24 protein-coding genes are annotated in these 22,854 nt (G+C 62.4%); 18 read left to right on the forward strand and 6 right to left on the reverse strand.

Going from position 1 to position 22,854, the window contains the following annotated elements; translation table 11 throughout:
* Positions 1–152 precede the first annotated feature (152 nt).
* The 4 genes from glyA (at position 153) to AV059_RS15070 (ending at position 3,527) form a co-directional block, all read left to right on the forward strand.
* Entirely contained in the window at positions 153–1,400 is a 1,248-nt protein-coding gene (glyA, locus tag AV059_RS15055) for a serine hydroxymethyltransferase (protein WP_058995696.1), read from the forward strand.
* Between the two features lie 81 nt (positions 1,401–1,481).
* Positions 1,482–2,072: a hypothetical protein gene (locus tag AV059_RS15060; protein ID WP_058995698.1), complete on the forward strand. Its 591-nt coding sequence runs from the start codon at positions 1,482–1,484 to the stop codon at positions 2,070–2,072.
* 75 nt (positions 2,073–2,147) lie between these two features.
* On the forward strand, positions 2,148–3,041 hold the full coding sequence (locus AV059_RS15065; protein WP_058995700.1) for a bifunctional methylenetetrahydrofolate dehydrogenase/methenyltetrahydrofolate cyclohydrolase: 894 nt from the start codon (positions 2,148–2,150) through the stop codon (positions 3,039–3,041).
* On the forward strand, positions 3,042–3,527 hold the full coding sequence (locus tag AV059_RS15070) for an NUDIX hydrolase (RefSeq protein ID WP_058995701.1): 486 nt from the start codon (positions 3,042–3,044) through the stop codon (positions 3,525–3,527).
* Here AV059_RS15070 and AV059_RS15075 read toward each other — a convergent pair.
* The gene (locus AV059_RS15075) at positions 3,524–4,243 is read right to left on the reverse strand and encodes a hypothetical protein (RefSeq protein ID WP_058995704.1); all 720 of its coding nucleotides are present in this window, start codon (positions 4,241–4,243) and stop codon (positions 3,524–3,526) included. The genes AV059_RS15070 and AV059_RS15075 overlap by 4 nt on opposite strands.
* A gap of 59 nt (positions 4,244–4,302) precedes the next feature.
* Here AV059_RS15075 and AV059_RS22475 point away from each other — a divergent pair, with 59 nt between their 5' ends.
* From AV059_RS22475 to AV059_RS15080, 3 genes are all read left to right on the forward strand, one after another.
* Positions 4,303–4,449 (forward strand): hypothetical protein, encoded by a 147-nt coding sequence (locus AV059_RS22475; protein WP_195156665.1) that lies wholly within the window; start codon positions 4,303–4,305, stop codon positions 4,447–4,449.
* Positions 4,450–4,676: 227 nt separating this feature from the next.
* Complete coding sequence (locus AV059_RS22115; RefSeq protein WP_154021038.1) at positions 4,677–4,985, forward strand: hypothetical protein; 309 nt, start codon at positions 4,677–4,679, stop codon at positions 4,983–4,985.
* A gap of 191 nt (positions 4,986–5,176) precedes the next feature.
* The gene (locus AV059_RS15080; protein ID WP_004518082.1) at positions 5,177–5,452 is read left to right on the forward strand and encodes a PadR family transcriptional regulator; all 276 of its coding nucleotides are present in this window, start codon (positions 5,177–5,179) and stop codon (positions 5,450–5,452) included.
* 159 nt (positions 5,453–5,611) lie between these two features.
* On the opposite strand, the gene AV059_RS15085 is transcribed toward AV059_RS15080, so the two are convergent.
* Together AV059_RS15085 and AV059_RS15090 are read right to left on the reverse strand one after the other, a co-directional pair.
* A complete protein-coding gene (locus tag AV059_RS15085; protein ID WP_079990787.1) occupies positions 5,612–7,669 on the reverse strand; it encodes a histidine kinase N-terminal 7TM domain-containing protein in 2,058 nt (685 codons plus the stop codon).
* A 568-nt stretch (positions 7,670–8,237) separates the two neighbouring features.
* Positions 8,238–8,564 (reverse strand): hypothetical protein, encoded by a 327-nt coding sequence (locus tag AV059_RS15090; protein WP_008309033.1) that lies wholly within the window; start codon positions 8,562–8,564, stop codon positions 8,238–8,240.
* Between the two features lie 158 nt (positions 8,565–8,722).
* Here AV059_RS15090 and AV059_RS15095 point away from each other — a divergent pair, with 158 nt between their 5' ends.
* From AV059_RS15095 to AV059_RS15105, 3 genes are read left to right on the forward strand one after another with little or no spacing between them, the layout of a single operon-like run.
* The gene (locus AV059_RS15095) at positions 8,723–10,579 is read left to right on the forward strand and encodes an ATP-binding protein (RefSeq protein ID WP_058995705.1); all 1,857 of its coding nucleotides are present in this window, start codon (positions 8,723–8,725) and stop codon (positions 10,577–10,579) included.
* A 47-nt stretch (positions 10,580–10,626) separates the two neighbouring features.
* On the forward strand, positions 10,627–11,562 hold the full coding sequence (locus AV059_RS15100; RefSeq protein WP_058995707.1) for an A/G-specific adenine glycosylase: 936 nt from the start codon (positions 10,627–10,629) through the stop codon (positions 11,560–11,562).
* 47 nt (positions 11,563–11,609) lie between these two features.
* Entirely contained in the window at positions 11,610–12,617 is a 1,008-nt protein-coding gene (locus AV059_RS15105; RefSeq protein ID WP_058995709.1) for a sodium:calcium antiporter, read from the forward strand.
* 105 nt (positions 12,618–12,722) lie between these two features.
* Here the strand turns inward: AV059_RS15105 and AV059_RS15110 are convergent, their stop codons facing one another.
* On the reverse strand, positions 12,723–13,262 hold the full coding sequence (locus AV059_RS15110; protein ID WP_058995711.1) for a GNAT family N-acetyltransferase: 540 nt from the start codon (positions 13,260–13,262) through the stop codon (positions 12,723–12,725).
* Positions 13,263–13,511: 249 nt separating this feature from the next.
* Between AV059_RS15110 and glmS the strand changes: the two genes are divergently transcribed.
* From glmS to AV059_RS15140, 7 genes are all read left to right on the forward strand, one after another.
* Entirely contained in the window at positions 13,512–13,958 is a 447-nt protein-coding gene (gene glmS, locus AV059_RS15115) for a methylaspartate mutase subunit S (protein WP_008309041.1), read from the forward strand.
* Between the two features lie 127 nt (positions 13,959–14,085).
* The gene (locus AV059_RS22480) at positions 14,086–14,256 is read left to right on the forward strand and encodes a hypothetical protein (RefSeq protein ID WP_011223357.1); all 171 of its coding nucleotides are present in this window, start codon (positions 14,086–14,088) and stop codon (positions 14,254–14,256) included.
* 108 nt (positions 14,257–14,364) lie between these two features.
* Positions 14,365–14,943 carry an NADPH-dependent FMN reductase gene (locus AV059_RS15120; RefSeq protein ID WP_058995713.1) on the forward strand — a complete coding sequence of 193 codons (579 nt, stop codon included), beginning with the start codon at positions 14,365–14,367 and terminating at the stop codon, positions 14,941–14,943.
* A 152-nt stretch (positions 14,944–15,095) separates the two neighbouring features.
* Positions 15,096–15,743: a YIP1 family protein gene (locus AV059_RS15125; RefSeq protein ID WP_058995715.1), complete on the forward strand. Its 648-nt coding sequence runs from the start codon at positions 15,096–15,098 to the stop codon at positions 15,741–15,743.
* Between the two features lie 26 nt (positions 15,744–15,769).
* Positions 15,770–16,033: a hypothetical protein gene (locus AV059_RS15130; RefSeq protein WP_004592637.1), complete on the forward strand. Its 264-nt coding sequence runs from the start codon at positions 15,770–15,772 to the stop codon at positions 16,031–16,033.
* Between the two features lie 64 nt (positions 16,034–16,097).
* Positions 16,098–18,299, forward strand: a complete 2,202-nt coding sequence (locus AV059_RS15135; RefSeq protein ID WP_058995716.1) for a DHH family phosphoesterase — start codon at positions 16,098–16,100, stop codon at positions 18,297–18,299.
* A 40-nt stretch (positions 18,300–18,339) separates the two neighbouring features.
* A complete protein-coding gene (locus tag AV059_RS15140) occupies positions 18,340–18,828 on the forward strand; it encodes a cupin domain-containing protein (RefSeq protein WP_058995718.1) in 489 nt (162 codons plus the stop codon).
* A 1-nt stretch (position 18,829) separates the two neighbouring features.
* Here AV059_RS15140 and AV059_RS15145 read toward each other — a convergent pair whose 3' ends face one another.
* Positions 18,830–20,722, reverse strand: coding sequence for a methyl-accepting chemotaxis protein (locus tag AV059_RS15145; RefSeq protein ID WP_058995720.1), 1,893 nt, complete (start codon positions 20,720–20,722; stop codon positions 18,830–18,832).
* A gap of 148 nt (positions 20,723–20,870) precedes the next feature.
* Positions 20,871–21,005, reverse strand: a complete 135-nt coding sequence (locus AV059_RS23010) for a hypothetical protein (protein ID WP_255356161.1) — start codon at positions 21,003–21,005, stop codon at positions 20,871–20,873.
* A 107-nt stretch (positions 21,006–21,112) separates the two neighbouring features.
* Here AV059_RS23010 and AV059_RS15150 point away from each other — a divergent pair, with 107 nt between their 5' ends.
* Positions 21,113–22,768, forward strand: coding sequence for a tRNA uridine(34) 5-carboxymethylaminomethyl modification radical SAM/GNAT enzyme Elp3 (locus tag AV059_RS15150; protein ID WP_058995721.1), 1,656 nt, complete (start codon positions 21,113–21,115; stop codon positions 22,766–22,768).
* Positions 22,769–22,854 lie beyond the last annotated feature (86 nt).

Here is a 22,854-nt window from a genome sequence, read left to right on the forward strand (position 1 = left end):
TGTGCATATGTGGAACGTCATCCGATATATACGTACGGTTGTCAGCACGTCGTCACCCCCCACCATACCCCGGCACCAAACGAGGGTTGATAACATTACACGCGCGTGGGTCAAAGGGTAGATTATTGTCGTATCGGTCCTGAATCGGATACATGAGCTACGAAACCGTACGGGAAGCGGACCCGGCAGTTGCAGACGCCCTTGAGGGCGAACGAGGCCGGCAAAACGACACACTGGCGATGATTGCCAGTGAGAACCACGTCAGCGAGGCTGTGATGGAGGCACAGAGCTCCGAATTGACGAACAAGTACGCCGAGGGCTATCCTGGCGAGCGCTACTACGGCGGCTGCGAGTACGCCGACGACGTCGAAGAACTCGCTATCGACCGCGCGAAGGAGCTGTGGGGCGCAGACCACGTCAACGTCCAGCCACACTCCGGTTCACAGGCCAACATGGGCGTCTATCTCGGCGTCCTCGAACCCGGCGACAAGATCCTCTCGCTTGACCTAACCCACGGCGGCCACCTCTCGCACGGCCACCCGGCGAACTTCGCCGGCCAGGTGTACGAAGTCGAACAGTACAAGGTCGACGAGGAAACCGGCTACGTCGACTACGAGGGCCTCCACGACCACGCAGAGGAGTTCGAACCGGATATCATCGTTTCGGGCTACTCGGCGTACCCCCGAGAGGTCGACTTCGAGCGAATTCAGGAAGCCGCCGATGCGGTCGACGCCTACCACCTCGCGGATATCGCCCACATCACTGGTCTCGTCGCCGCCGGCGTCCACGAGTCGCCGGTCGGCGTCGCCGACTTCGTCACTGGGTCGACGCACAAGACCATTCGTGCCGGCCGCGGCGGCATCATCATGTGCGACGAGGAGTACGCCGACGACATCGACGCTGCCGTCTTCCCCGGCTCGCAGGGCGGCCCACTGATGCACAACGTCGCCGGCAAGGCTGTCGGCTTCGGTGAGGCGCTGGCCCCCGAGTTCGAGCAATACTCTCAGCAGACCGTTGACAACGCCATCGCGCTTGGCGAACGCCTCAAAGAGCACGGCCTCTCGCTGGTCTCCGGCGGCACGGACAACCACCTCGTCCTCATCGACCTCCGGCCGTCCCACCCGGACACCACCGGCAAGGAAGTCGAGGAAGCGCTGGAGGAAGCTGGTATCGTCCTCAACGCCAACACCGTTCCGGGCGAGACCCGCTCGGCATTCAACCCCTCGGGCATCCGCGCCGGTACGCCCGCGCTCACCACGCGTGGCTTCGACGAGGACGCCTGCCGCGAGGTCGCGGACCTCATCTACAAGGTCGTCGATGCCCCGCACGACGACGATGTCGTCGCGGAGGTCAGCGACCGCGTGGACGAGATGACCGACGAGTACACGCTGTACGAATAACGCCGGAAGCTCTAGCCCGCAGTTCTGCTATCCGCACACTTCGCGACTCACTTTTTATCAGTTCCATCCGACACACCCGGTATGCCGCGCACAACTCGACGCCGGCTGCTCTATGCACTGGGTACCTCCCTGTCAACACTCGCCGGCTGTACACAGTTCGAGGGAGAGTCGAGGGAGGAAACTGGGCACAGCGATGGCAGCGGGAGCGAGCCCACAACAGCGGCGACGGCGGCAGAGACGGACGCTGCCACTGCGACAGACGAGCAGGCCGCTGCTGGCCAGACACCTGATGCCGAGGACCTCGACTTGCGAGAGGCCAACGTTGTCGGCGTCGAAGTAGACGATGAGGACGGCGGCGACTACCGTTTCGACGTGACGCTGTACCACGACGACGACGGCGAGGACGGCTACGCGAACTGGTGGCAGGTCGAGACCCTGGGTGGCGAGCAACTGGGCCGCCGGGACCTCCTGCACGCCCACTCGACGGCCCCGTTCACCCGGTCGGCGACGATTACGGTTCCCAATGACGTGGGCTGTGTCGTGGTCCGGGGGCACGACCAGACTCACGGGTACGGCGGGCGGGCGATGACGGTGGCTGTCCCGAGCGGCACGACACGGGCTATCCAGCAGGGGGCCGAGCGGCAGTCGGTTGCCGAGTCGGACTGTCCCTGAGTGGGAGCGTGCTAGCCTGTCGCGGCTGACTGGAATCCGGGACGTTCATACCGCCCCGCGCCGCCGTTGTACCTAATGACAGAGATTATCGACGGCAACGCCGTCGCACAGTCGATTCGGGACGACCTTGTTGCGTCCATCGACCGCCTCGCCGACGCCGGCCACCGCCCGTCGCTGGCGACGGTGCTGATGTCCGAGGACCCGGCCAGCGAGACGTACGTCTCGATGAAACAGAACGACTGCGAGGAGGTCGGTATCGAGGCCATCGACATCGACATCGACCCCGACGCGGACGCCGCCGAACTGTACGACACCGTCGAGGACCTCAACGCCGACGACGATGTGAACGGTATTCTGGTCCAGATGCCCGTCCCTGACCACGTCGAGGACAGGTCGGTCCTGCGCGCCATTGACCCGATGAAAGACGTCGACGGCTTCCACCCGGAGAACGTCGGCCGGCTCGTGGCCGGCGACGCCCGCTACAAGCCCTGTACGCCCCACGGCATCCAGAAGCTCATTGAGAGCGCGGGCGTGGACACTGAGGGTAAAGATGCTGTCGTCGTTGGCCGCTCGGACATCGTCGGCAAGCCGATGGCGAACCTGCTCATCCAGAAGGCACCCGGTGGCAATGCGACGACAACGGTGTGTCACTCCCGCACCGAGAACCTCGCCGAACGGACGCGCAACGCTGACATCCTCGTCGCTGCGGCCGGCGTCCCGGAGATGATCGACGGCGAGATGATTGGGGAGGGCGCGACGGTCATCGACGTGGGTATCAACCGCGTCGACGCCGACACGGAGAAGGGGTACGAACTCGTCGGCGATGTTGAGTACGAGAGCGCAAAGGAGGTCGCCGGCGCAATCACGCCGGTCCCCGGCGGCGTCGGCCCGATGACCCGCGCGATGTTGCTGTACAACACGGTCAAAGCGACGGGCCTGCAACACGACATCGACGTCGACCTCCCCTGAATGCCGAGGCTTGCGGATTTTGCGGACCGCGACGTGCTCACCCGCCAAGTGACCAGAGAGACCGACAGAGGGGGCGTAGAGGGAGTCCGCGCCCGTGCCGACCGCGGCCTTCGCTGGGCGGTCGGCGCGCTCGTCACCGACCCGGCGGACCGCCTGCTGTTCGTCTACGAGGACGACATCTGGAAGCTCCCGGGCGGCGGCGTCGAAACCGGCGAGACGCGCCAGGAGGCGGTGCGCCGCGAGGTCCGCGAGGAGACTGGTGTGCCTATCGCCGTCAATGAACTGGCTGCCGTCACTGAGGTCACAGTAACCGACGGCGACCGCGAGGCGACGTTCTTTTTCGGGACCTATCGCGGGACGGCAGATGCAACGGCGCTCGCGTCGGACCCCGGCCTCGACGGCGAATCGATAGAGACCGTCACGTGGCGGGACTCGGTGCCCGAAAACTGTCTGGACGAGTCGCTGGTGCGGCGGCTCAGGAGTTAGACGGTGTCGTCCTCGATTCCGGCGAGCCAGTTTTCAGCTCTGACGAAGGCGCTCTCGTCGCCGGTGATGTACGAACCCAGGTCCCGCGCCGCATGGACGAGGCGGTTCGCGTCCGCGGGGTCGACATCGCCGTCCAGCGCCTCGACCCGCTTTCGATGGTCGCGAATCCGCCCGGAGAGCTGTCGTGCGGTCGGTTCCGGATTGGCGTCCAGATACGTCCGCACGTCCCGCTGATAGCTGTCGACGGTGGCTGCCATCGCCAGGCCGTACGGCACGCGAAGGGCCGACGGGACCTCGTCGACGGCCGGACGGTCGCCGTCGTCAGCCCCACCGAGCAGTTCGTAGAAGTACCGCTCTGCCGGGTCGCCGCTGCGTAACTCCCGGGCGAGGTGTGCGCTAACGTGCTGGAGTTCGACCGCGGCGACGAACGTCGGGTCGAGCGGGCGAAGTTCGCCCGCGTCGATGAACCCTCGCTTGCGCGTGTACTCCCGGCAGCGCTCCGCTGCCGCGTCGGCGATTTCTCGGGTCGTATCCGCATCGATTCGGCTCCGCACCGGCGTCAGGTCAAGTGTGGCCGGTGAGTCAGTGTGTTCGGTGTGCTCGTCGATGCCGACACTGTGGATGCTGCCACAGTCCGGACAGGCAATGCTTCCCGTCTCGTAGTACCGCCACCGCGTGCCACAGTCCTGACACTCGCGCTCCCCGCGGACTTTCATACGTGATGCTGAGAGGCCAGCCCTCAAGATTGTTCCGTGAGGGCTGTCTACGCCAACGTATGCGCTCGGAAGACGAGATCCGTGAGCAGTACGAGTTCCTTGCTGAACAGTTAGACGACGAGGAGATGGACCACGAGCGGGTCCGAATGATGTTTACCCACTACAAGCGGGCACTTGGTTGGGCGCTTGAGGAGGAACACATCTAGGTTAGTTACAGCTTACATTCGCTTCTAATTCGATAACTAACATCTGCTGGACGGGGCCGGTACTTTTAAGTTATTCTGCCCCATTCGACCAAGTGACGCTTCGCTTGGAGGGCCGAAGCGTCAGCGGGGACCAATTCAGGGCGGCAAGCGGTCGCGTTTTTCGCGACCGCTTTCCACTTACTTCGCTGCAAACGACCTGCTACGAGTGATTTCTGTATATCCGGAAATTGACTACTAAACGATACGACGTACTCGATAGACCACTCTGTGTCTGTCGCGTTCTCGGGCCACTCCGGTTCGACTCCGATGTCGAGTTGCTGTCGCCGCCCTCCGGGCTCTCGCGCTCGGCGTTCACCACAAATTCCACCTGCGACGGTGACGCGAACGTGGCCTCTTGTCCCTGCGCTGAGCGTGATCTCGGGTCCTGCGTCCAGCGCATCGGCCATCGTTCTGAGCTATGCCGCGACGGCGCTGCGGTCGAGACCTTGCTCGCTTTCGAACAGGACTGTTTCTACTATCCTCTCTGTGTCCTCTAGTGACAAATAATACTGTTCCCATCAGTTTCCGAAGAATGATGATATACTGACTGTATTTACCATATGGACAAAACGATGACTGAGGGCCTAAATACAGAAAATTCGACACCCCGGACTACCGAAACCACATCATGTTCTCTGGGCCGATATATTTAACAGTATAGATACTAAATCATTACATAGGAAAATCGATGCACGACTTGACAGGATTCCAGCGTGACCTTCTCTACGTGATCGCTGGCAGGGAGGAGCCCCACGGGTTAGCTATCAAGGAGGAACTCGAAGCGTACTACGAGAAGGAGATCCATCACGGTCGCCTGTACCCGAACCTCGATACACTGGTCGACAAGGGACTGGTCGAGAAGGGCCAGCGCGACCGGCGGACCAACTTCTATACGCTCACGCGCCGCGGGCGTCGTGAGATAGACGCCCGCCGCGAGTGGGAAGACCAGTACGTCGACCTCTGAAGATGTCGCACCGCGGCTTGTGCCGAGGCCGTCGTATCGTCGGTAGCGGTGGGCCCGTCTTCGGTGACGGGAACGGGCAACGCTACGATGACGGCATTCGTCGCCGGAGACATACAACACCCTGTACGCCTGTAGCCCAGTCGACGGAGTCGTTCAGTGTCATGTGGTGTCAGGTTGGTTCACCATGGGTGACTCGTGGCACTCGACCACGAATCTGGCTCCGCCGCTCTCGCCCTCAGTGACAGAGATGTCCCATCCATGGGCCTGCACGATGTCTTTAGCGATAGCGAGGCCGAATCCTGTTCCCTCTTCGTTTGTCGTATATCCCTGTTCGAACACGGCATCACGCTCCTCGCTGGGGATGCCCGTTCCGGTGTCTTCAACATAGAAGCTTACTCCGTCAGGTACGGACCCGATCTTGACGGTCAGATCGGTCGATTCATTGTGTTCGACACTGTTCCGGAACAGGTTTTCAAACAGGGTCCGAAGTCGATTACGGTCACCGTTGAGTTGGAGTGTCGTTTCGACGACAAGGGTCGCCCCGTCAGTCTCGACGCTCTGCCAGGCATCGTAGGAGATCAGCTCAAGGTCTACCTTGTCGGTCTCAGTCACCGTTTCACCTGAGCGAGCCAACGTGAGCGAGCCGTCGATGATAGACTCCATACGCTCGAGTTGCTCCTGAATCGTCCCAACCGACGCGCTGTGATCGGCATCGACATCGCTCTCAAGTAGGCTCAGTCGTCCGCTCGCGACGTTCAGTGGATTCCGAAGGTCGTGCGCAACGATGCTCGCAAACTGGTCGAGCCGTTCGTTCTGTCGCTCCAGTTTTCGCTTCCGCTGTAGTTGCTCGGTCACATCTCGGGAGTTGAGGACGATCCCCTCGACGAACGGATCGGCGAGCAGATTTGTTGCGTGCGCTTCGATGAAACGCCAGTTACCCGCTGCGTCGCGGAATCGTACGACGTACGTGCCGGAGTAGCCGTGATCGTCAACGTATTTGGCCAAATCCTCAACAACGCGCTGTCTGTCGTCGGGATGGATGTACTCGATGGCGTCCTCACCGACCAGCTCGGTCGGGTCGTATCCGAGTATCTTCTCGACCGGCTGGCTGACGTACGTGAAATCCCCGTCTTCGTCCAGAACCGTCACCATGTCCGAAGACCGCTCGATGAGGCGCTGGAAGCGCTCTTCCGCGATACGGCGCTCAGTCACGTCACGGTAGATGAGCAGCTGTCCGATCACTGAGCCGGTTTGGTCGGTGAGCGTTGTCCGGTTGATGTCAAAGTAGTGTGGTCCGCCGTCAGCCTCAATGACGACATCCGCGTCGGCATTGCCGTCGTCGTCCGGGAGAGAGTCGTAGGACGGCATGACTTCCGACGCAGACCGGCCAATCGCCGTCCCTTCGTCATCGAGGAGGTCTGTGCCAGTCTCGTTTACGTCGACAAGCCGCTCGTCTTTATCGACGACGAAGACGGGATCGGACATCTCCTCAACGAGCGTGTGCCTTGCGACGGGCATCAGGTCGAGGAGGTCAAAGCGAAAGAGCGCGATCGCGAAGACAATCCCCGTAAAGGTGAACGCGAACGCCGTCTGGTCGGCGGAACCCATCGGATCGCTACTGAAGACGAACACCACGCTCGCAATCAGCGGAATAATGCCGCCAAGCAACATCAACGTCGCCTGTGTCCGGTACCGACCGCTTCGCTTGAGCCCAAAGAGCCCGACGATGACGTACGTCGTTCCTATCAGAGTGTACTGGTACAGGAGATTGAACCAGAAGACGGGGCCGTTCTCGCGCACCGGGCTCGCGAGTGGCGGTCCCTGCACGAACCCGTCGAGGGTCCACAGCAGGTCGTGCGACTGTGCGGTCACGACAAACCCCAAAATGACAACCGGCGGAGCGAGCAGTAGCGCCCAGCGTCGGCGGGTCAGGAGTGATTCCCGGCCGCTGTACGTCAGCCCGAACCAGAACTGTGTTGGCCCGAGTCCGACCGCCCCGATGTATTTGATAACGAGACCGGTCCGGTACGTCGGCATTGTCGTGCTTGCCGACAGAACGCCGTTGCCGAGCGAATAAAGTGCTACAGAGATCATTATCGCGGCGAGCGGCACTGCCCCGCGTACACTCCGACGACGAACGGCAATACCGGCAATTCCCAGGTTTATGCCGAATGCACTGAGGAGAATCCACGTCGGTATGCCTGGCGCTAATCCCACACATCAGAGTTGATTTAGGGTCGTTTTATAACTTCTCTCTGTCTATCAAAGCTGATAAGCCTGTTCGAGAACACACATATCATGTTCGAATTGGCCGCTTGTACTGTATTTCTCGGAAGATAAAAGAGAGTAGATCGAAAGTTGTATTTCAATTATTGATAATTTTTGGAAAAGGGTATCGGAAACAGATGGTAGTCTGTATTGGTTACCGGCGGCGGTGAGTGGGTACGCGATCCGACCCCGATCATTGGCGGGACGCACTGCCGATTTCATGTCAGCGGGATTCTAGTCCAGGGGTAGTTTTCCGCGGATACGCTGTCCTGACGGATAGATGGGTGAGACAGTTGCCGTGTCGCGGATATCTTCGCCGTACAAGTAGCGAGGAAAGATCCCATAGCACCACCAACTGTCAACTAATGTGGTATATGTGTACTATGCCGACCCTCTTGCGGCGATCCCCGGAGCCGATTCAGACGACTGTGTTTCGTATCCTGCTTACGGGGGTACTCGGGATGTTTCGTTCGGTGGTCCTGGGCGTCGCAACGGTGCTGGTGCTTGGACTCTTCGTTTAAAACTGATAGCGCCGGTCGTCCTTGTCCTGTTGCTGGGGGAAGTCATTCCCGGTCATCTGGTCGAAGGTCATCCCCGAAAGGTACTCATCGTACGTACAGTCGTAACTCGACCGGAGGTGGAAATCCAGCGTCCCGCGGTCGACGGTCGACTGAAACAGCATATGGACCGCGCGCCTGACGAGTTCGTCCGGGTCGTCCGGGTCGAGTGCGACTGACAGCATCGCGAGTTCGTTGCGCGTCTCGCGGTCGATGGACAGCTCGAACTCGTCATCGAAGTCGCCGTACGCCGCTTCGATATCCTCCTGTAGATCGTCGAGGCTCATACGAAAGGGGACGGTGAGCGCGAGGAAACCCCTTACGACTCGTCTGGGACTGCTCCCTCGGAACACAGATGTCTACAATTATAACATATGACAAATTATATCATGGGCTGAACATAACGATGGGTAGCGGTCGACTACCGAAGGATTCAGATTAGATAATGACAGGAGGTGGGGACGAGACAGCAGCGTCCAGTCAATCCGATGGGCTGCTAGAGCGGCTTCATGCAGTCGTCCTGAACAGGAGCTACACGGCGAAGTTCGCTGTCGCCCTGGCAGTAATCGTCGTCGTACTCGCAGCCGTCGGCTTCGGCAGCTACCTGCAGATACAGGACCGGGTCGTCAGCGACGCGGCGACGGACCTCGAAACGTCGGCCACGCATCGCGCCGACAGTATCGAGCAGTGGCGGACGACCACCGAGACGGAGACTATTGCGATCGCAGCCGCAGGGGTGTACGATACTGGAACGCCCGCAGATATTAGACAGTACCTCACCACAGCGGCCACGGCAGAGTCGTCACAGATTCGTTCGCTCCACTACGTCTCCACAGTCGACGACTCTCAGATGGTTGTCGCCAGCACTGAGACGAGCACAGAAGGCCGGTCACCGTGGGCGGTCGGACCCGCGTGGGAGTCCCCCGTGATGGCGACGATGAACGGCACCACCGGTTCTGGCACAGTGGTGCATTCGACAGCATACGCGGACGGTGACAACCACTCAATGGCGTTCGTGACTCCCGTCTCCGATGGCGATGGAGCGCTGGTGCTCGTTGCCCGGGTCCCGGCCGAGCAGTTTCAGGACGGGCGCGACGGGTTCGAGACGCAACTGCTCACCGGGGACGGGGACCCGCTTATCGGCGGCCAGGGCGGTTCCGCGCCCATCAGTCAGGACGGCCTCCGGGCCGCAACAGCGGGCCGGACGACGACTATCGAAACGGGGGCCCATGTCGCAACGTACACGCCCGTCAACGGTACGTCGTGGGTGGTCACGACGAGCGCCGAGCGCGAGTCGCTGTACGGAACGAGTCGGCTCGTCCGCTGGGGATTCCTCGCTGTCATCGGGACGACAGTCGTCTCGCTGGGCATCGCGGGATACCTCTTCGGACGGCATACGGTTCGGCCCTTGAGACAGCTTCGTAACCGGACACAGGCCATGGAACAGGGTGATCTCGGCGTTGATATCTCGACGACTCGGCAGGACGAGATCGGGCGGCTGTACGACGCCTTCGGAAATATGCGGGACACGCTCCGGAGACAGATACAGCAGGCGCAGGCGGCCCGGAAAGAGGCTGAGCGGTCGAGCGATGAACTCGAACGTCAGAACGAGCGGCTGGACGAATTCGCGTCGACGCTGAGCCACGACCTCCGAAATCCGCTCACGGTCGCCCGGGGGCACGTCGAACTGCTTGCGACGCGGCTGTCGGACCCGGAGACGGATTCGGCTGACCTCCAGTCCCACATCGAGAAACTTGAGGACGCACACGACCGCATTGAGTCGATAATCGACGACGTGTTGACGCTGACGAGAAAGGGCGCAAGCGTCGAGGAGACGGCTCCGGTTCCGCTGGAGGCTGTCGTTACTGATGCGTGGGACAACATCGACAACAAAAGCGCCAGCATCGAAGTCGCGGGCAGTCGAACCATCGACGCCGACCGGACGCGGCTCTTGCGAGCCCTCGAGAACCTGTTTCGCAACGCCCTCGACCACGTCGGCCCAGAGGTGACCGTCACGGTCGGGCTGACGGAACACGGCTTCTACGTGGCCGACGACGGGCCGGGGATTCCGAGCGACGCGGTCGACGATATCTTCGAGTACGGTCACACGACGAGCGCGGACGGAACCGGGCTCGGCCTCTCTATCGTCAAGACCATCGCGGAGGCCCATGGCTGGCGGTTGTACATCGATACGACCTACCCCGACGGCGCGATGTTCGTGTTTGCGGACGTGTTCAGCGAGGACGAGCCGGACTGGTACGGGACCGAGTTCGAGTGGGGACGGTCCGAAGTCGACGACTGAGCGGCAACGACCGCCACGCACAAATCAGGACGGGGCTAAGCGAGGGTATGACCGACCAGTCGACAGCGACGGACCGCCCGGAAGGCGTGCCCGCGGACCCGTCGGCTGTCCAGGACGCGCTCGTGGAGTGGTACGAGGCGGACCACCGCTCGTACCCGTGGCGGGAGACGACCGACCCCTACGAGATTCTCGTTTCCGAGGTGATGAGCCAGCAGACCCAACTGGACAGGGTCGTCGACGCCTGGGAGGATTTTCTGGACCGCTGGCCGACCGCGGCGGCGCTGGCCGAGGCCGACCGCTCGGACGTGGTCGGCTTCTGGACCAGTCACTCGCTGGGATACAACAACCGAGCGAAGTACCTCCACGAGGCGGCCGGTCAGGTGGTCGATGACTACGACGGCGAGTGGCCCCGCGACCCGGACGGTCTCAGCGACCTGATGGGCGTCGGTCCCTACACCGCCAACGCCGTCGCCTCCTTCGCGTTCAACAACGGGAACGCCGTCGTCGATACGAACGTCAAGCGTGTCCTGTATCGCGCCTTCGACGTGCCAGACGACGATTCGGCGTTCGAAGCGGCAGCGAGCACGCTCATGCCAGACGGACAGTCGCGGGTCTGGAACAACGCCATCATGGAACTGGGTGGTGTCGCCTGCGAGAAAACGCCGGATTGTGACGGCGCGCAGTGCCCCTGGCGCGAGTGGTGTTCGGCCTACGAGACGGGCGATTTCACCGCACCGGATGTCCCGACCCAGCCCGAGTTCGAGGGAAGCCGCCGACAGATGCGCGGCCGCGTCATTTCAGCACTCAAGGAGTACGACGACCTGCGACTGGACAAACTCGGCCCGCGTGTGCGCGTCGACTACGCACCTGAGGGGGAGTACGGCCGGGAGTGGCTCCGCGGCCTGCTGGACGACCTTGCGGACGACGGCTTGGTTGATGTCGAGGGTAGCGATGGCGAGACGGTCGCGCGCCTCCAGCGCTGACCGCCAGTGGCATACACCCTTGAACCCATGCGGTCAATACGTCCACAATGGCTGGCTTGCTGGGTTCGGTCGCTCTTATTGTCGTCGCAACTGCTGTCATCTGGAAAGGGAGTGCCTACTTCGAGCGGGCCGCGGAACGGCTGAGCAAGTACTACGGGTTACCAGTGGCGGTCCACGGCGCAATCGTCGTCGCCGTCGGGTCAAGCTTTCCTGAGATTAGCTCGGTCGTTATCAGCACCGTCGTCCACGACGAGTTCTCGCTGGGCGTCGGTGCCATCGTCGGGAGCGCGATATTCAATCTCCTGGTGATCCCGGCCCTCGCGGCGCTCGCAAGCGAGGAACTCCGGTCGACGCGTGACATCGTCCACAAAGACGCCCAGTTCTACGTCATCAGCGTCCTCATCCTCTTTATCGTGTTCGCGCTCGGGGCGACGTACGTTCCGGGCGGCACCAACCGGGCGGCTATCCTGACCCCGACGCTCGTCGCCGTTCCGCTCATGGCCTACGGTGTCTACGTCTTCTTGCACCAGCAGGACGCCAGCGAGCATGTCGCAGACGAAACCCACAGTGTCCGTCCGGGACGAGAGTGGGGGATGCTGGGGGTCGGACTCGTCGTCATCACGGTCGGCGTCGAGGGAATGGTTCAGGGCGCGCTCTCTCTCGGTGTCATCTTCGATACACCGACGTTTCTCTGGGGGCTGACAGTCATCGCCGCCGGCACGAGCCTTCCCGATGCCTTCGTCAGCGTCCGCGCGGCGAAAAACGACGACAGCGTCACGAGCCTGACGAACGTCCTGGGAAGCAACACGTTCAATCTGCTGGTAGCGATTCCCGTCGGCGTCCTCTTGGCGGGGCGGGCGACAATCGACTTCCTCGTGGCGATCCCGACGATGGGGTTTCTGGGGTTCGCGACGCTGGTGTTCATCGTGTTCATTCGGACGGACCTCGAACTTTCGGACCGCGAGGCGTACACGCTGCTTGGTCTGTACGTGGTGTTCGTCTGCTGGATGGCCCTCGAATCAGTCGGGCTCGTCGAGACGGTCAGTGGCATCTGAGGCGGGACCACAGTGCTATCACTGGCGGGGTGACAGTACAACTCTCGGACAGCGGGAGTGATACCGACGGGTCGTCGGGACAAGCTATCCAGCGTCCCGCTCGCGCTACTCGTTGTCTTCTTCGGGCGATATCTCGCGGGAGTAGACAGCCTCGTCGTGGGGCTCGCCGCCGATAGTGAGCATCCGAGTGTTGGTCTGTTCGAAGCCGAGGTTCTCGAAGAACTCCCGGCTTCGGGCGTTCGAGGCCAGGTCGAGCGCCCGGAACTGCTCGACGCCGTGCTCCAGAAAGATATCTTCGAGCCGGTCGTATAGCGCCGTCCCGACACCCTCGCCGTGGTGTTCCGGATGGACGTACAGCCGCAGCATCGTCCCCATCGTATGCATGGTGATGCCCTGAGTGAAGCCGATAATTTCGCCGTCCTGTTCGGCGACCAGCAGTGTCGCCTCAATGTCGTCGAGGTCGTTGGCGGGGACGCCGCCGGCCCACCCGTGGAGCGCGCTCCCCAGCGGGTCGGCGTACCAGTCGGATATCGTCTCGTCGATGACCTCGGAGTCCAGTGAGTCGTAGGCGTTGTGCCACGCTGCCCGTGCGACCCGGCGGATGCCGTCGGCGTCGGCGTCGAAGGCCCGGCGGATGGTCGTCATGCGTGTCCCGACGACGGACAGACAGATTGGTGCGAGCGGGTGCCACAGTAGGTGGACTGACGTGATAGGGGGCGCAGTACCCGATGCTCGGACAGAGGCTGAGGCGTGTCGCGTACCATAGATGCTGTGTCTATCGGTTCGTTTGTGCTATCATGGCTAATATCCTCCCCTGCTGTGTGTGAACTGTTCTCATAATCTATCATGGTTTATCATTAGGTTTATGTGGGTGACACCCATTGATGCTCTTGTATGAGGACAGTCATCCTCGGTGTCATCGGCTCCGACGCGCACGTCGTTGGGATTACCATTCTGGAACGAGCGTTCGAAGCGGCGGGATTCAACGTAGTCAACCTCGGTGTCCAGTCGTCCCAGTCGGAGTTCATCGACGCCGCGGATGAACACGACGCCGAGGCGATACTCGTTTCGTCGCTGTACGGCCACGCCGAGCAGGACTGCCAGGGGTTCCAGCAAGAGATCAACGAGGCTGGGCTGGACGTGACGACCTACATCGGCGGCAACCTCGCTGTCGGCCAGGACTCCTTCGAGGAGACACGCGAGACGTTCAAAGCGCTCGGCTTCGACCGGGTCTTCGATTCGGAGACCGACCCGGAGGAAGCCATCGAGGCGCTGAAAGCCGATCTCGGCCACCGCTCCCGCGAGGAAGCGTCGTCCGAGAAGGTTCAGCTCGGCTCCTGAGCCACGGACTCCTTTTCTTGCCGCTAGCGCCAGCGAGTCACGCGTAATCGGGGATACTCTCAGCCACTGCCGCCGTCGACCACGCACAGCCCGGGGTGCTTTACGACCAGGGCGCGTATGATATTTAATGTCACACATGACAGCTGAGCTGAGTGACGGCACCGAAATCAAGAACATTCACGACGTGGTCGAAGGATCGAACGGCGTTCATCTAAAAAAGGAAGTCGGCGGTGGCGGACTGGAACGCGTCGCATACATCCCGTATCCGAACCTCCTCTACGTGTACCACGACAACTGATGTCGGCCAGAGCGACCTCCATGGCCTGACAAACCGGCAGCGGGAAAGGGACTAGCGGCGCGCCTCGTCTCCCCCATCGATATACCGGCCCCACTCCATAGAGCCGCTATGTCCGAACCACACGTCGTCGGTGTCGTCGGCAGTCTCAGAGAGGAGAGCTACACCCGGGTCGGTATCGAGCGCGCGCTCGCCGCTGCCAAGGAGTTAGGTGCGACGACGGAACTGCTGGACCTTCAGGAGTTCGACCTACCGGTGTTTGATGCCGATCACCGCGAGGTCGGCGACGCCGTCAAGTTCGCTGACAGCATCCACGCGGCTGATTCGATTTTGCTGGGGACGCCGGTGTATCATGGGTCCTATTCCGGTGTGCTGAAGAACGCACTCGACTACTGTGGCTTCGACGAGTTCGAACACAAGACGGTCGGGTTGCTAGCGGTCGCCGGCGGGGGCTTTCCCATCACCGCGCTCGAACACCTTCGCTCGGTCTGTCGGGCACTGAACTGCTGGGTCATCCCGCATCAGGCCGCGGTGCCGAACGCGGGCAACTACGTCGCAGACGGCCGGATAACCGACGCTGACATCGAAGACCGCGTGACGACGCTCGGCGAGGAAGCGGTCCAGTACGCGAACATCGAGCCGGACCCAGCGTGTTTCGAGAGTGGGGAGAACGTCGGAGCGGACGATTAGCCGCGAGGACCGCCGTGGGTGTCCGAGCCGTGAGCGTCCGGTTCGAAGGAGCAGACGAGTACCCGCGAGGACCGCTGTGCGTGTCTGCGCCTCAAGCGGCCGCTGACCGAGAGAAGGAAACGGTCAAACCGACCCACGCCCTATAGGCGGTCGTGACTCAGTGGGTCGAGAATCCGACCGGTGGCCGGGACCGGGGGCCAACCGCGCTGGTTCGCGCGTGGGTAGAAATACTCAGCCGTCCGCGGCGCTTTTTCCGCACCGGTGTCGCGCCGGGCGACCAGGCCCCGGGACTGGTGTTCGCGGCGACGGTCGTCCTCTTCGAGGAAGTGAGCCGCTACGCCGTCGTCAAGCTGGCTCAACGGGGACTCCTCTCTACGGGGCCGTTTGACTACCCTGCTATCGGCGGCTTCTCTCCCGGCGTCGCGGTGCTGGCGCTGTTTGCTATCTTGGTGTTCGTCACGCCGGCGACAGTGCATCTAACGGCGGCGTTACAGACGCTGCTGTTGCTTCCCCTCGGATTGCTCCCCGTCGCGTCGGACCGCGGCGGCGTCAGCGAGACCGTGCAGGTGATGTGCTACGCAATGGCTCCCTGTCTGCTGGCGGGGCTGCCGAGCGCAGAGGTCCGGGTGCTCGTCACCGCTTGGGGCGCGGGGCTGTACCTGCTTGGAACCGCCGTGATCCACAACGTCAGGCTCCCGGTCGCCGCAATCGTCGGGGCCGTTCCCGCGGCAATTATCTTCGGCTACGGCTTCCGTGGCTTCCAGGCCCTCTCGGTGCTGGTCGCCGACTACGGGTTTTAGGGTCCGCCGGCGTGCGTTACCGCACGATGCTCAGTATTGACATCGACCAGTTCATGCTGGAACTCAAGGATGGAGCGTTCAAGAGCGTCGGGCCGTCGAACAAGGAAGCGACGATCAAGATGTACGACGTGGAGGGCGTCGACGTTCGCGAGTACGGCGACAAGCGCGTGAAAATTGCCTTCGAAGACGAACAGGGAAGTGAAATCGAGGTCGCCCTGTTCCCGGAACAGGCGAAAGCCGTCGCTTCAGGGCTCGAACTGCTAGAAGAAGAGAGCGAGATGTTCGAATAGCGAACTTGTCTAGCTCGTCCGGAATTCGACAACCGTTTTAGGCCCGACATGCTTGCACCGTGTAATGGGTTCGTGTATCATCTGCGGCAAATCTGTCGAAGGACGCATCTGTGACCTCCACGAGGAGGACGCCCTGTTCGAGTTCCGTGGCTCGCGTGCCGACCAGCTATCGGTCGACCGCTACTACCGCGGCAGTGTCGACGGCTTCGCCGAGTTCGGCGTGTTCGTCGACATCGGCGACAGCGTAACGGGGCTGCTCCACCGGAGCGAACTGGACCAACGGCTCGATTCCCTCGACTGGGACTCGGGCGACACCGTCTACGTCCAGGTCAAGAACGTACGGGACAACGGCAACGTCGACCTCGGCTGGTCGATCCGCCAGTCCGAACGCGAGTTCCGCGGCGTCCTCGTCGACGACCCGGAAATCGGCCACTCCGTCCTGCTTGAGAACGAAGACGACGAAGACGAGGTGCAGTCCAACGACGGCTCTGGCGATGTCGAGTCCGAATCGACAGCCGACGAGTCAACAAGCCAAAGCGACGACGGATCGAGTGCGGACGACGACTCCGGCACAAGCCAGTCTGAATCCGAGAGTTCCACAAGCGCCGGTGCTGTCAGCCGGGCCAGCGACGACGACCGCGTCGAGGGCACTGCGGCCGTCGGCGGCAACGACAGCGGGTCGAACACCGCCGTCATGACCGAATCCGACGAGGAGGCCGACGCAGAGAGCGATGAGCAGACGGACGAAGCGACCACCGCCGAACCGGTCGCCGCGGCTATCGGCGACCTCGACGACCACGTCGGTGCGGACGTTCGACTGGAGGGCGAAGTCGTCGGCATCCGGCAGACCTCCGGACCGACGGTGTTCGAACTGCAGGACGAGACCGGGACCGTCGACTGTGCGGCTTTCGTCGAAGCGGGCGTCCGTGCCTACCCTGAGGTCGAGGAAGACAACTACATCCGACTGTCGGGCGACGTCCGTGAGCGTCGCGGTGAACTGCAGGTCGAGACCGAGGAGCTCGATGTCCTCGAAGCCGAGGAGCGCGAGGAAGTCGAACAGCGACTCGCCGACGCCCTCGACGACGAGGCCCGACCCGACACGGCCGAACCGTTCGCTGACGATACGGCGGTCGCGGCGCTCTCCGAGGAACTGGTCGAAGCGGCGACCCAGATCCGGAAGGCAGTGCTGACCGACCGACCGGTCATCGTCCGCCACGCCAACACCGCGGACGGCTACCTCGCCGGCAGCGCGCTCGAACGGGCCGCGCTCCCGCTCGTTACCGAGCAGCACCGCCGTGCCGACGCGAAGTACCACTACTTCGACCGGCGACCTATCGAGGGTGGCGTCTACGACATGGACGACGCGACGAAGGACACGACGACGATGCTCGACAACCGGGAGCGCCACGAGGAAAAGCTCCCGCTGTTCGTCTTCGTCGCCGCCGGCGGCACGCGCGAGAGCCTCGACGGCTTCGACCTGCTGAACGTCTACGGCGCGCCCAGCGTCGTCATCGACGACATTGACGTCGACGGCGCGGTCGTCGACACGGTCGACGCTGTCGTCTCACCGTCGGCCGACGCCGTTTCGGAGACTACTTCGACGTCGCTCGCGGCCAACGTCGCCGCACACGTCAACGAGGACGTTCGCGACGACCTGCAGCACCTCCCGGCCGTGAGCTTCTGGGAGGACATCCCTGAGCCATACCTGGACGCAGCCAGCGAGGCCGGCTACAACGAGACCGCAGTGTCGGAGCTCCGCGAAGCCGTCGCGCTGGAAGCCCACTACCAGTCCTACGAGGACAAGCGCGAACTCATCACAGACCTCGTGTTCGGTGACGACGAGGAGGACGTGGGCGGCCTCGCCGGCCACATCGCCGAGCAGTTCCGCGAGAAGGTCGACGAAGAGGTGTCCACCGCTCGGGCCAACCTCGACCACCGGAGTGTCGGCGACGCGGACATCGCCGTGCTCGACACGGATGCGTTCACCCACCAGTACGAGTTCCCGCCGGAGTCGCTCCTGCTTGATGAACTCCACCGGGACGTTCGCGACGAGAGCGACGCCGTGCTCGGCATCTCGACGGACACGATGTACGTCCGCGCCAACGGCGACCTGGACCTGCACGAGCTAGTCAGCGAAGTCAGCGAGCGAGTTCCCGAAGGCGGCGTCGCGACGCGGAGCGTCCGCGAGGGGACCATCCGCTACCTGGCCGGCGAACGCCCGGCCGTCCTCGACGCCACGCTCGACGTGCTGGCCGACGAACTGTAGCGCAGGGGACTTTTTTTACCCGCCGACAGTCTGACCGGGCATGAGCGACGGCCCCGTCAACGAAGCCGATCTCGACTGGACCGACCACGAACACGGCGACCGGACGTTCAAGCGCAAGCAAATCGGTGACGCCGCCGGGGGTGAGCAACTCGGCGCGAGCCTCTATGCGGTGCCGCCAGGCAAGCGACTCTGGGTGCGCCACTACCACGAGGGCAACGAAGAAGCGATATTCGTTCGGGACGGCACGGGAACGCTCCGGCTCGGCCCCGAGGCCGACGAGCACGCGCTGGAACCGGGCGATTACGTCGCGCTCCCGGCTGGCGAGGAGAGCGCGCACGAAATCGAAGCTGGTGAGTCTGAACTCCGACTGCTGATGGTTTCGACGATGGAAGAGCCGGATATCACCGTCTACCCTGACCGGGAGATGGTCGGACTGTACGCCGGGTCGCCCCCGGGCGGCGAGAAAGCGGACCGCACGCTGTCGACGTATCTCGATAGAAACGCGGAAAAAGAGTACTGGGACGAGTGAGCTACCGGCTGCCGACGTCGAACTCCGACAGCATCGTCTGGAGTCGTTCGGACTGCTCGGCGAGGGATTCGATGCTGGCGCTGACCTGCGACATCGACGCGGCCTGTTCCTGCGCCGTCGCCGACGCGGTTTCGGTTTCCGCGGCGGTCGCCTCACTGATGTCCACGGCTTCCTCGACCATCGACACCGTTTCCTCGGTCGTGGCGGCCTGGTCATCGGTTGTGTCGCTGATCTCCTGAATACCGTTGTCGGTCGCCTCGGCGTTCTCGGCCACTTGCGTGAACGTGTCGACGACTTCTTCGACGGCTTCGGTGCTCTCTTGCATATCTTCCTTGGCTCCCCGTGCCTCCGTGACCGTGGTTTCGGTCTGCGCCTGGGTCTCCGCGATGAGCTGTTCGATCTCGGTCGCAGAGTCCTGCGTCTCCTCGGCTAGCTGTTTGACCTCGTCCGCGACGACGGCGAACCCGTCACCGCCCGATCCGTTTCCGGCCCGTGCAGCCTCGATGTTGGCGTTCAGGGCCAGCATGTTCGTCTGCTCGGCGATGTCGCCGATGAGTTCGACGATGTCACCGATCTCGGCCATCTTCTCGTCCAGTCGCTCCACGTTTTCAACGGTCGAATCGATCGCTGTCTGGACCTCACGGGAGCCCGCTATCGCTTCCTGTGCCGTCTCTTGGCCCGCGTCTGCAATCTCAGCCGTCTCGCGGGACCGCTCCGCGACGGTTTCGGCGGACGCGGCGACCTCTTCGACGGTCGCCGACAGATCGGTCATCTCGCCGGAGACGGTTTCGAGCATCTCCCGTTGCTCGTCCGCCCCGCTGGCGATGCCCTGAATCGACTCGCTCATGTCCTCGCTGGCCCCCGTTGCCTCGTTGGCACCGGCCGTGGCCTGATCGCTCGTGGACGCAACCTCCTGAGAGAACGTCTGTATCTCTTCCATCGCCGACTCCGTTTCCGCCATCATCTTGTTAAACGACTCGGCGATTTGTGCCATCGCGTCGCTCTCGCTGTCGGGGTCAATTCGGACTGTGAGGTCGCCGTCCGCCGCCTGGGTCATCGCTGCGCTGTACGCGTCGGCTGTGGTTTCAAGATGGTCGTTGAACTCCTCGACCTCTCGCTGCCGGGCCTCAGCCTCGGCTTTCGCCTCTTCGGCCTCGGCGATGGTCCGTTCCATCTCGGCTTTCTTTTCTTCCAGATTCTCGACCTCTTGGGTCTTCGCTTTCGCCTGTTCGAGTTGCTTTTCAGCCGCTTCACGAGATCGCTCAGTCGACGACCAGTGAGCCATCAGCGCCGCAGCCAACATGAGGACAAACCCTGCGTGGATGAACGCCCACACCCACGGATTGTTGATCGCCGCCGAGTGGTTGTACACCCGGCTCGGGTCTATCATGCCGAAAATCCCGTGCTGGACGGAGACGTAACCGATGCCAAGGAAGAACGGCAGCCAGTCTTCGTAGACGGCAACCACAGCCATCACGACGAAAAAGTGGAAGTGGGCCTCGATGTATCCGCCGGAGAAGTGGACCAGGAAGCCGGATGTCGTGACGAGCCCCATAGTCGCTAGCGCGGTTCGCGTCCGCCGACCGAACCACGGCAACCGCGCTAACACGGCGAGGCCGACGACGACCCCGACCTCTGCGAGCACGTGGAGCGTGTCGATCTCGGGAAGCGTCGCGCCCGTGACGAGCGATTCGGTTCCCGAATACAGCCCGAGCACCAGCAGGAACGGCACGTGCGCAAGCAGCAGAATGAGGATATTACGGTGCCGGCCTCGCCATGTCTCGTCGGGGATCGTATCGCCACTCGGAATGTATGCAATGAACTCCTGGAATCGTTCCGTCGGCGTCAATTCCCGGGAGCGAGTTTGTGCAGACCCACTGGTCGTGTCTGGCATATACTCACAGACGAGGGAAGCAATGACTAAAAGACTCTCCTGACAGTATCATACGAAATAACTGGGTAGAGGGGCTGAGGAGCCATTTCAACGACTTCGGAGTTGTTTTCAGATGGCTCATTCGACCTCAACTGTGACCCGGGTCCCGCTACGTGTCAGTCGCCGAGACGGACCTGGCTGCCTTCTTCGCACCGTAGTACGCCCACTCGGCGCTGTAACAGAACACGCAGCCGCGGAAGGTCGGCCGGTCGAGGCTCCCGGTGTCGTCTGTTTCACTGCTCATACATCTACTTGGTGTGACAGCACAATGAACCCCACGGCTACCCCTGTCGCTGACGATACCCGAGCGACACGCTTATTCGGCCGAGACGCCGATTTCGCACAACGCCGATGAGCACGGAGACGCCGGACCCAGACGAGACAGAGACCTTCCAGCAGGTGTGTGCGGAGCTGGTCGACCGGATTCTCGCAGGCGAGGTCGAGCGCGACGACGTCGAATCAGCCAAGATCGACGTCTGTCGGGAGTACTCCGCGCCGAAAGTGCCGAAAAACTCCGAATTGCTCGATTACGCGCCACAGGAACACCGCGAGGTGCTGGAGGAGGTCCTCCAGCGCAAGCCGGTTCGGACCGCCTCAGGTGTGTCCCCTATCGCGATCATGACATCGCCAGAGCGGTGCCCCCACGGGAAGTGTCTGTACTGTCCCGGCGGCCCCGATTCGGAGTTCTCCTCCGCCCAGTCCTACACCGGTCACGAACCCGCGGCCGCACGCGGCGAACAGAACGATTATGATCCGTACGGGCAGGTCACCCTTCGGCTCAACCAACTTCGGGAGATCGGCCATCCCGTCGACAAGGCTGAACTCATCGTGATGGGCGGGACGATGACGGCCCGGAGCCACGACTATCAGGAGTGGTTCGTCAAGCGAGCCCTCGAGGCGATGAACGACTTCGACGTGGACGGAGAGCCGACGCCCGCAGAGGACGTGAGCTTCGCCGAAGACGACTACGAGTTCCGGTATCTGGAGGATGTCATCGCGGAAAACGAGACCGCTGATGTCCGCAACGTCGCCACGACGTTCGAAACGAAGCCCGACTGGTGTGATCCCGAACAGATCGACCGGATGCTCGACCTGGGCGCCACGAAAGTCGAGGTGGGCGTCCAGACCACCTTCGAGCGCATCAACCGCGAGATGCACCGCGGCCACGGCGTCCAGGCCTCTATCGACGCCAACCGCCGCCTGCGCGACTCGGGGTTCAAAGTCGGCTTTCACATGATGCCGGGCCAGCCCGGGATGTCAAAGGAGATGTGTCTGGAGGACTTCCGACGCATCTTCGACGAGACGGACTGGCGACCGGACTATCTCAAGATATACCCGACGCTGATCGTCGAGGGAACTGTCACCTACGACTGGTGGCGCAAAGACGAGTTCGACCCGCTGGACAACGACGAGGCCGCCGAGTTAGTCGCCGAAATCAAGGACATGATCCCCCGCTACACCCGCCTCCAGCGCGTCCAGCGGGACATCCCGGCGGACTTCATCGAGGGCGGCGTCTGGAAGTCGAACCTCCGCCAGCTCGCCTGGCAGCGGATGGAAGAACACGGCTGGACGTGTGACTGCATCCGCTGTCGGGAGGCCGGACACAGCGACGACGACGCCGAGAACATCGAACTTGACGTGATGACCTACGAGGCCTGTGGCGGCACGGAACACTTCATCTCCTTCGAGGACTTCGAGAACGACGTCCTCGTTGGCTTCTGTCGGCTCCGGTTCCCCAACGACCCGGTGCGACGGGAGCTACAGGACGCCGCAATCGTCCGCGAACTCCACGTCTACGGCAACGCCGTCGGTGTCGGGCAGGAGGGCGACGACGAGGACCACCAGCACAAAGGCTACGGAAAGAAACTGCTGGAGAAAGCGGAGGCACTTGCCCGGGACGCCGGCTTCCCGAAACTGGCCGTCATTTCCGGCATCGGCGTCCGGCAGTACTACCGGGAGAAGCTGGGGTACAAGCAGGACGGGCCGTACGTGAGCAAGCGCCTCTGATAGCCTTCCGATCTGATTTTCCCTCTGTCATCCTCGGATGTGTGACTGAGCGGCCTGTCGATAGCTCATAGCTGCAGAACTGCGCT

Origin of the sequence: Haloarcula sp. CBA1127 (assembly GCF_001485575.1) — an archaeon.
Taxonomy (GTDB): domain Archaea; phylum Halobacteriota; class Halobacteria; order Halobacteriales; family Haloarculaceae; genus Haloarcula.

Excerpts from the sequence above, each read along its gene's own strand:
- AV059_RS15100 (WP_058995707.1), top strand. The coding sequence starts at position 10,627 with ATGACCGACCAGTCGACAGCGACGGACCGCCCGGAAGGCGTGCCCGCG.
- AV059_RS15145 (WP_058995720.1), bottom strand. The coding sequence starts at position 20,722 with ATGCCAGACACGACCAGTGGGTCTGCACAAACTCGCTCCCGGGAATTG.
- AV059_RS23010 (WP_255356161.1), bottom strand. The coding sequence starts at position 21,005 with ATGAGCAGTGAAACAGACGACACCGGGAGCCTCGACCGGCCGACCTTC.
- AV059_RS15150 (WP_058995721.1), top strand. The coding sequence starts at position 21,113 with ATGAGCACGGAGACGCCGGACCCAGACGAGACAGAGACCTTCCAGCAG.
- AV059_RS22475 (WP_195156665.1), top strand. The coding sequence starts at position 4,303 with ATGCGCTCGGAAGACGAGATCCGTGAGCAGTACGAGTTCCTTGCTGAA.
- AV059_RS15135 (WP_058995716.1), top strand. The coding sequence starts at position 16,098 with ATGGGTTCGTGTATCATCTGCGGCAAATCTGTCGAAGGACGCATCTGT.
- AV059_RS15140 (WP_058995718.1), top strand. The coding sequence starts at position 18,340 with ATGAGCGACGGCCCCGTCAACGAAGCCGATCTCGACTGGACCGACCAC.
- AV059_RS15090 (WP_008309033.1), bottom strand. The coding sequence starts at position 8,564 with ATGAGCCTCGACGATCTACAGGAGGATATCGAAGCGGCGTACGGCGAC.
- AV059_RS15095 (WP_058995705.1), top strand. The coding sequence starts at position 8,723 with ATGACAGGAGGTGGGGACGAGACAGCAGCGTCCAGTCAATCCGATGGG.
- AV059_RS15080 (WP_004518082.1), top strand. The coding sequence starts at position 5,177 with ATGCACGACTTGACAGGATTCCAGCGTGACCTTCTCTACGTGATCGCT.
- glyA (WP_058995696.1), top strand. The coding sequence starts at position 153 with ATGAGCTACGAAACCGTACGGGAAGCGGACCCGGCAGTTGCAGACGCC.
- AV059_RS15110 (WP_058995711.1), bottom strand. The coding sequence starts at position 13,262 with ATGACGACCATCCGCCGGGCCTTCGACGCCGACGCCGACGGCATCCGC.
- AV059_RS15075 (WP_058995704.1), bottom strand. The coding sequence starts at position 4,243 with ATGAAAGTCCGCGGGGAGCGCGAGTGTCAGGACTGTGGCACGCGGTGG.
- AV059_RS22480 (WP_011223357.1), top strand. The coding sequence starts at position 14,086 with ATGTCACACATGACAGCTGAGCTGAGTGACGGCACCGAAATCAAGAAC.
- AV059_RS15065 (WP_058995700.1), top strand. The coding sequence starts at position 2,148 with ATGACAGAGATTATCGACGGCAACGCCGTCGCACAGTCGATTCGGGAC.
- glmS (WP_008309041.1), top strand. The coding sequence starts at position 13,512 with ATGAGGACAGTCATCCTCGGTGTCATCGGCTCCGACGCGCACGTCGTT.
- AV059_RS15120 (WP_058995713.1), top strand. The coding sequence starts at position 14,365 with ATGTCCGAACCACACGTCGTCGGTGTCGTCGGCAGTCTCAGAGAGGAG.
- AV059_RS15130 (WP_004592637.1), top strand. The coding sequence starts at position 15,770 with ATGCTCAGTATTGACATCGACCAGTTCATGCTGGAACTCAAGGATGGA.
- AV059_RS15070 (WP_058995701.1), top strand. The coding sequence starts at position 3,042 with ATGCCGAGGCTTGCGGATTTTGCGGACCGCGACGTGCTCACCCGCCAA.
- AV059_RS15105 (WP_058995709.1), top strand. The coding sequence starts at position 11,610 with ATGGCTGGCTTGCTGGGTTCGGTCGCTCTTATTGTCGTCGCAACTGCT.
- AV059_RS15060 (WP_058995698.1), top strand. The coding sequence starts at position 1,482 with ATGCCGCGCACAACTCGACGCCGGCTGCTCTATGCACTGGGTACCTCC.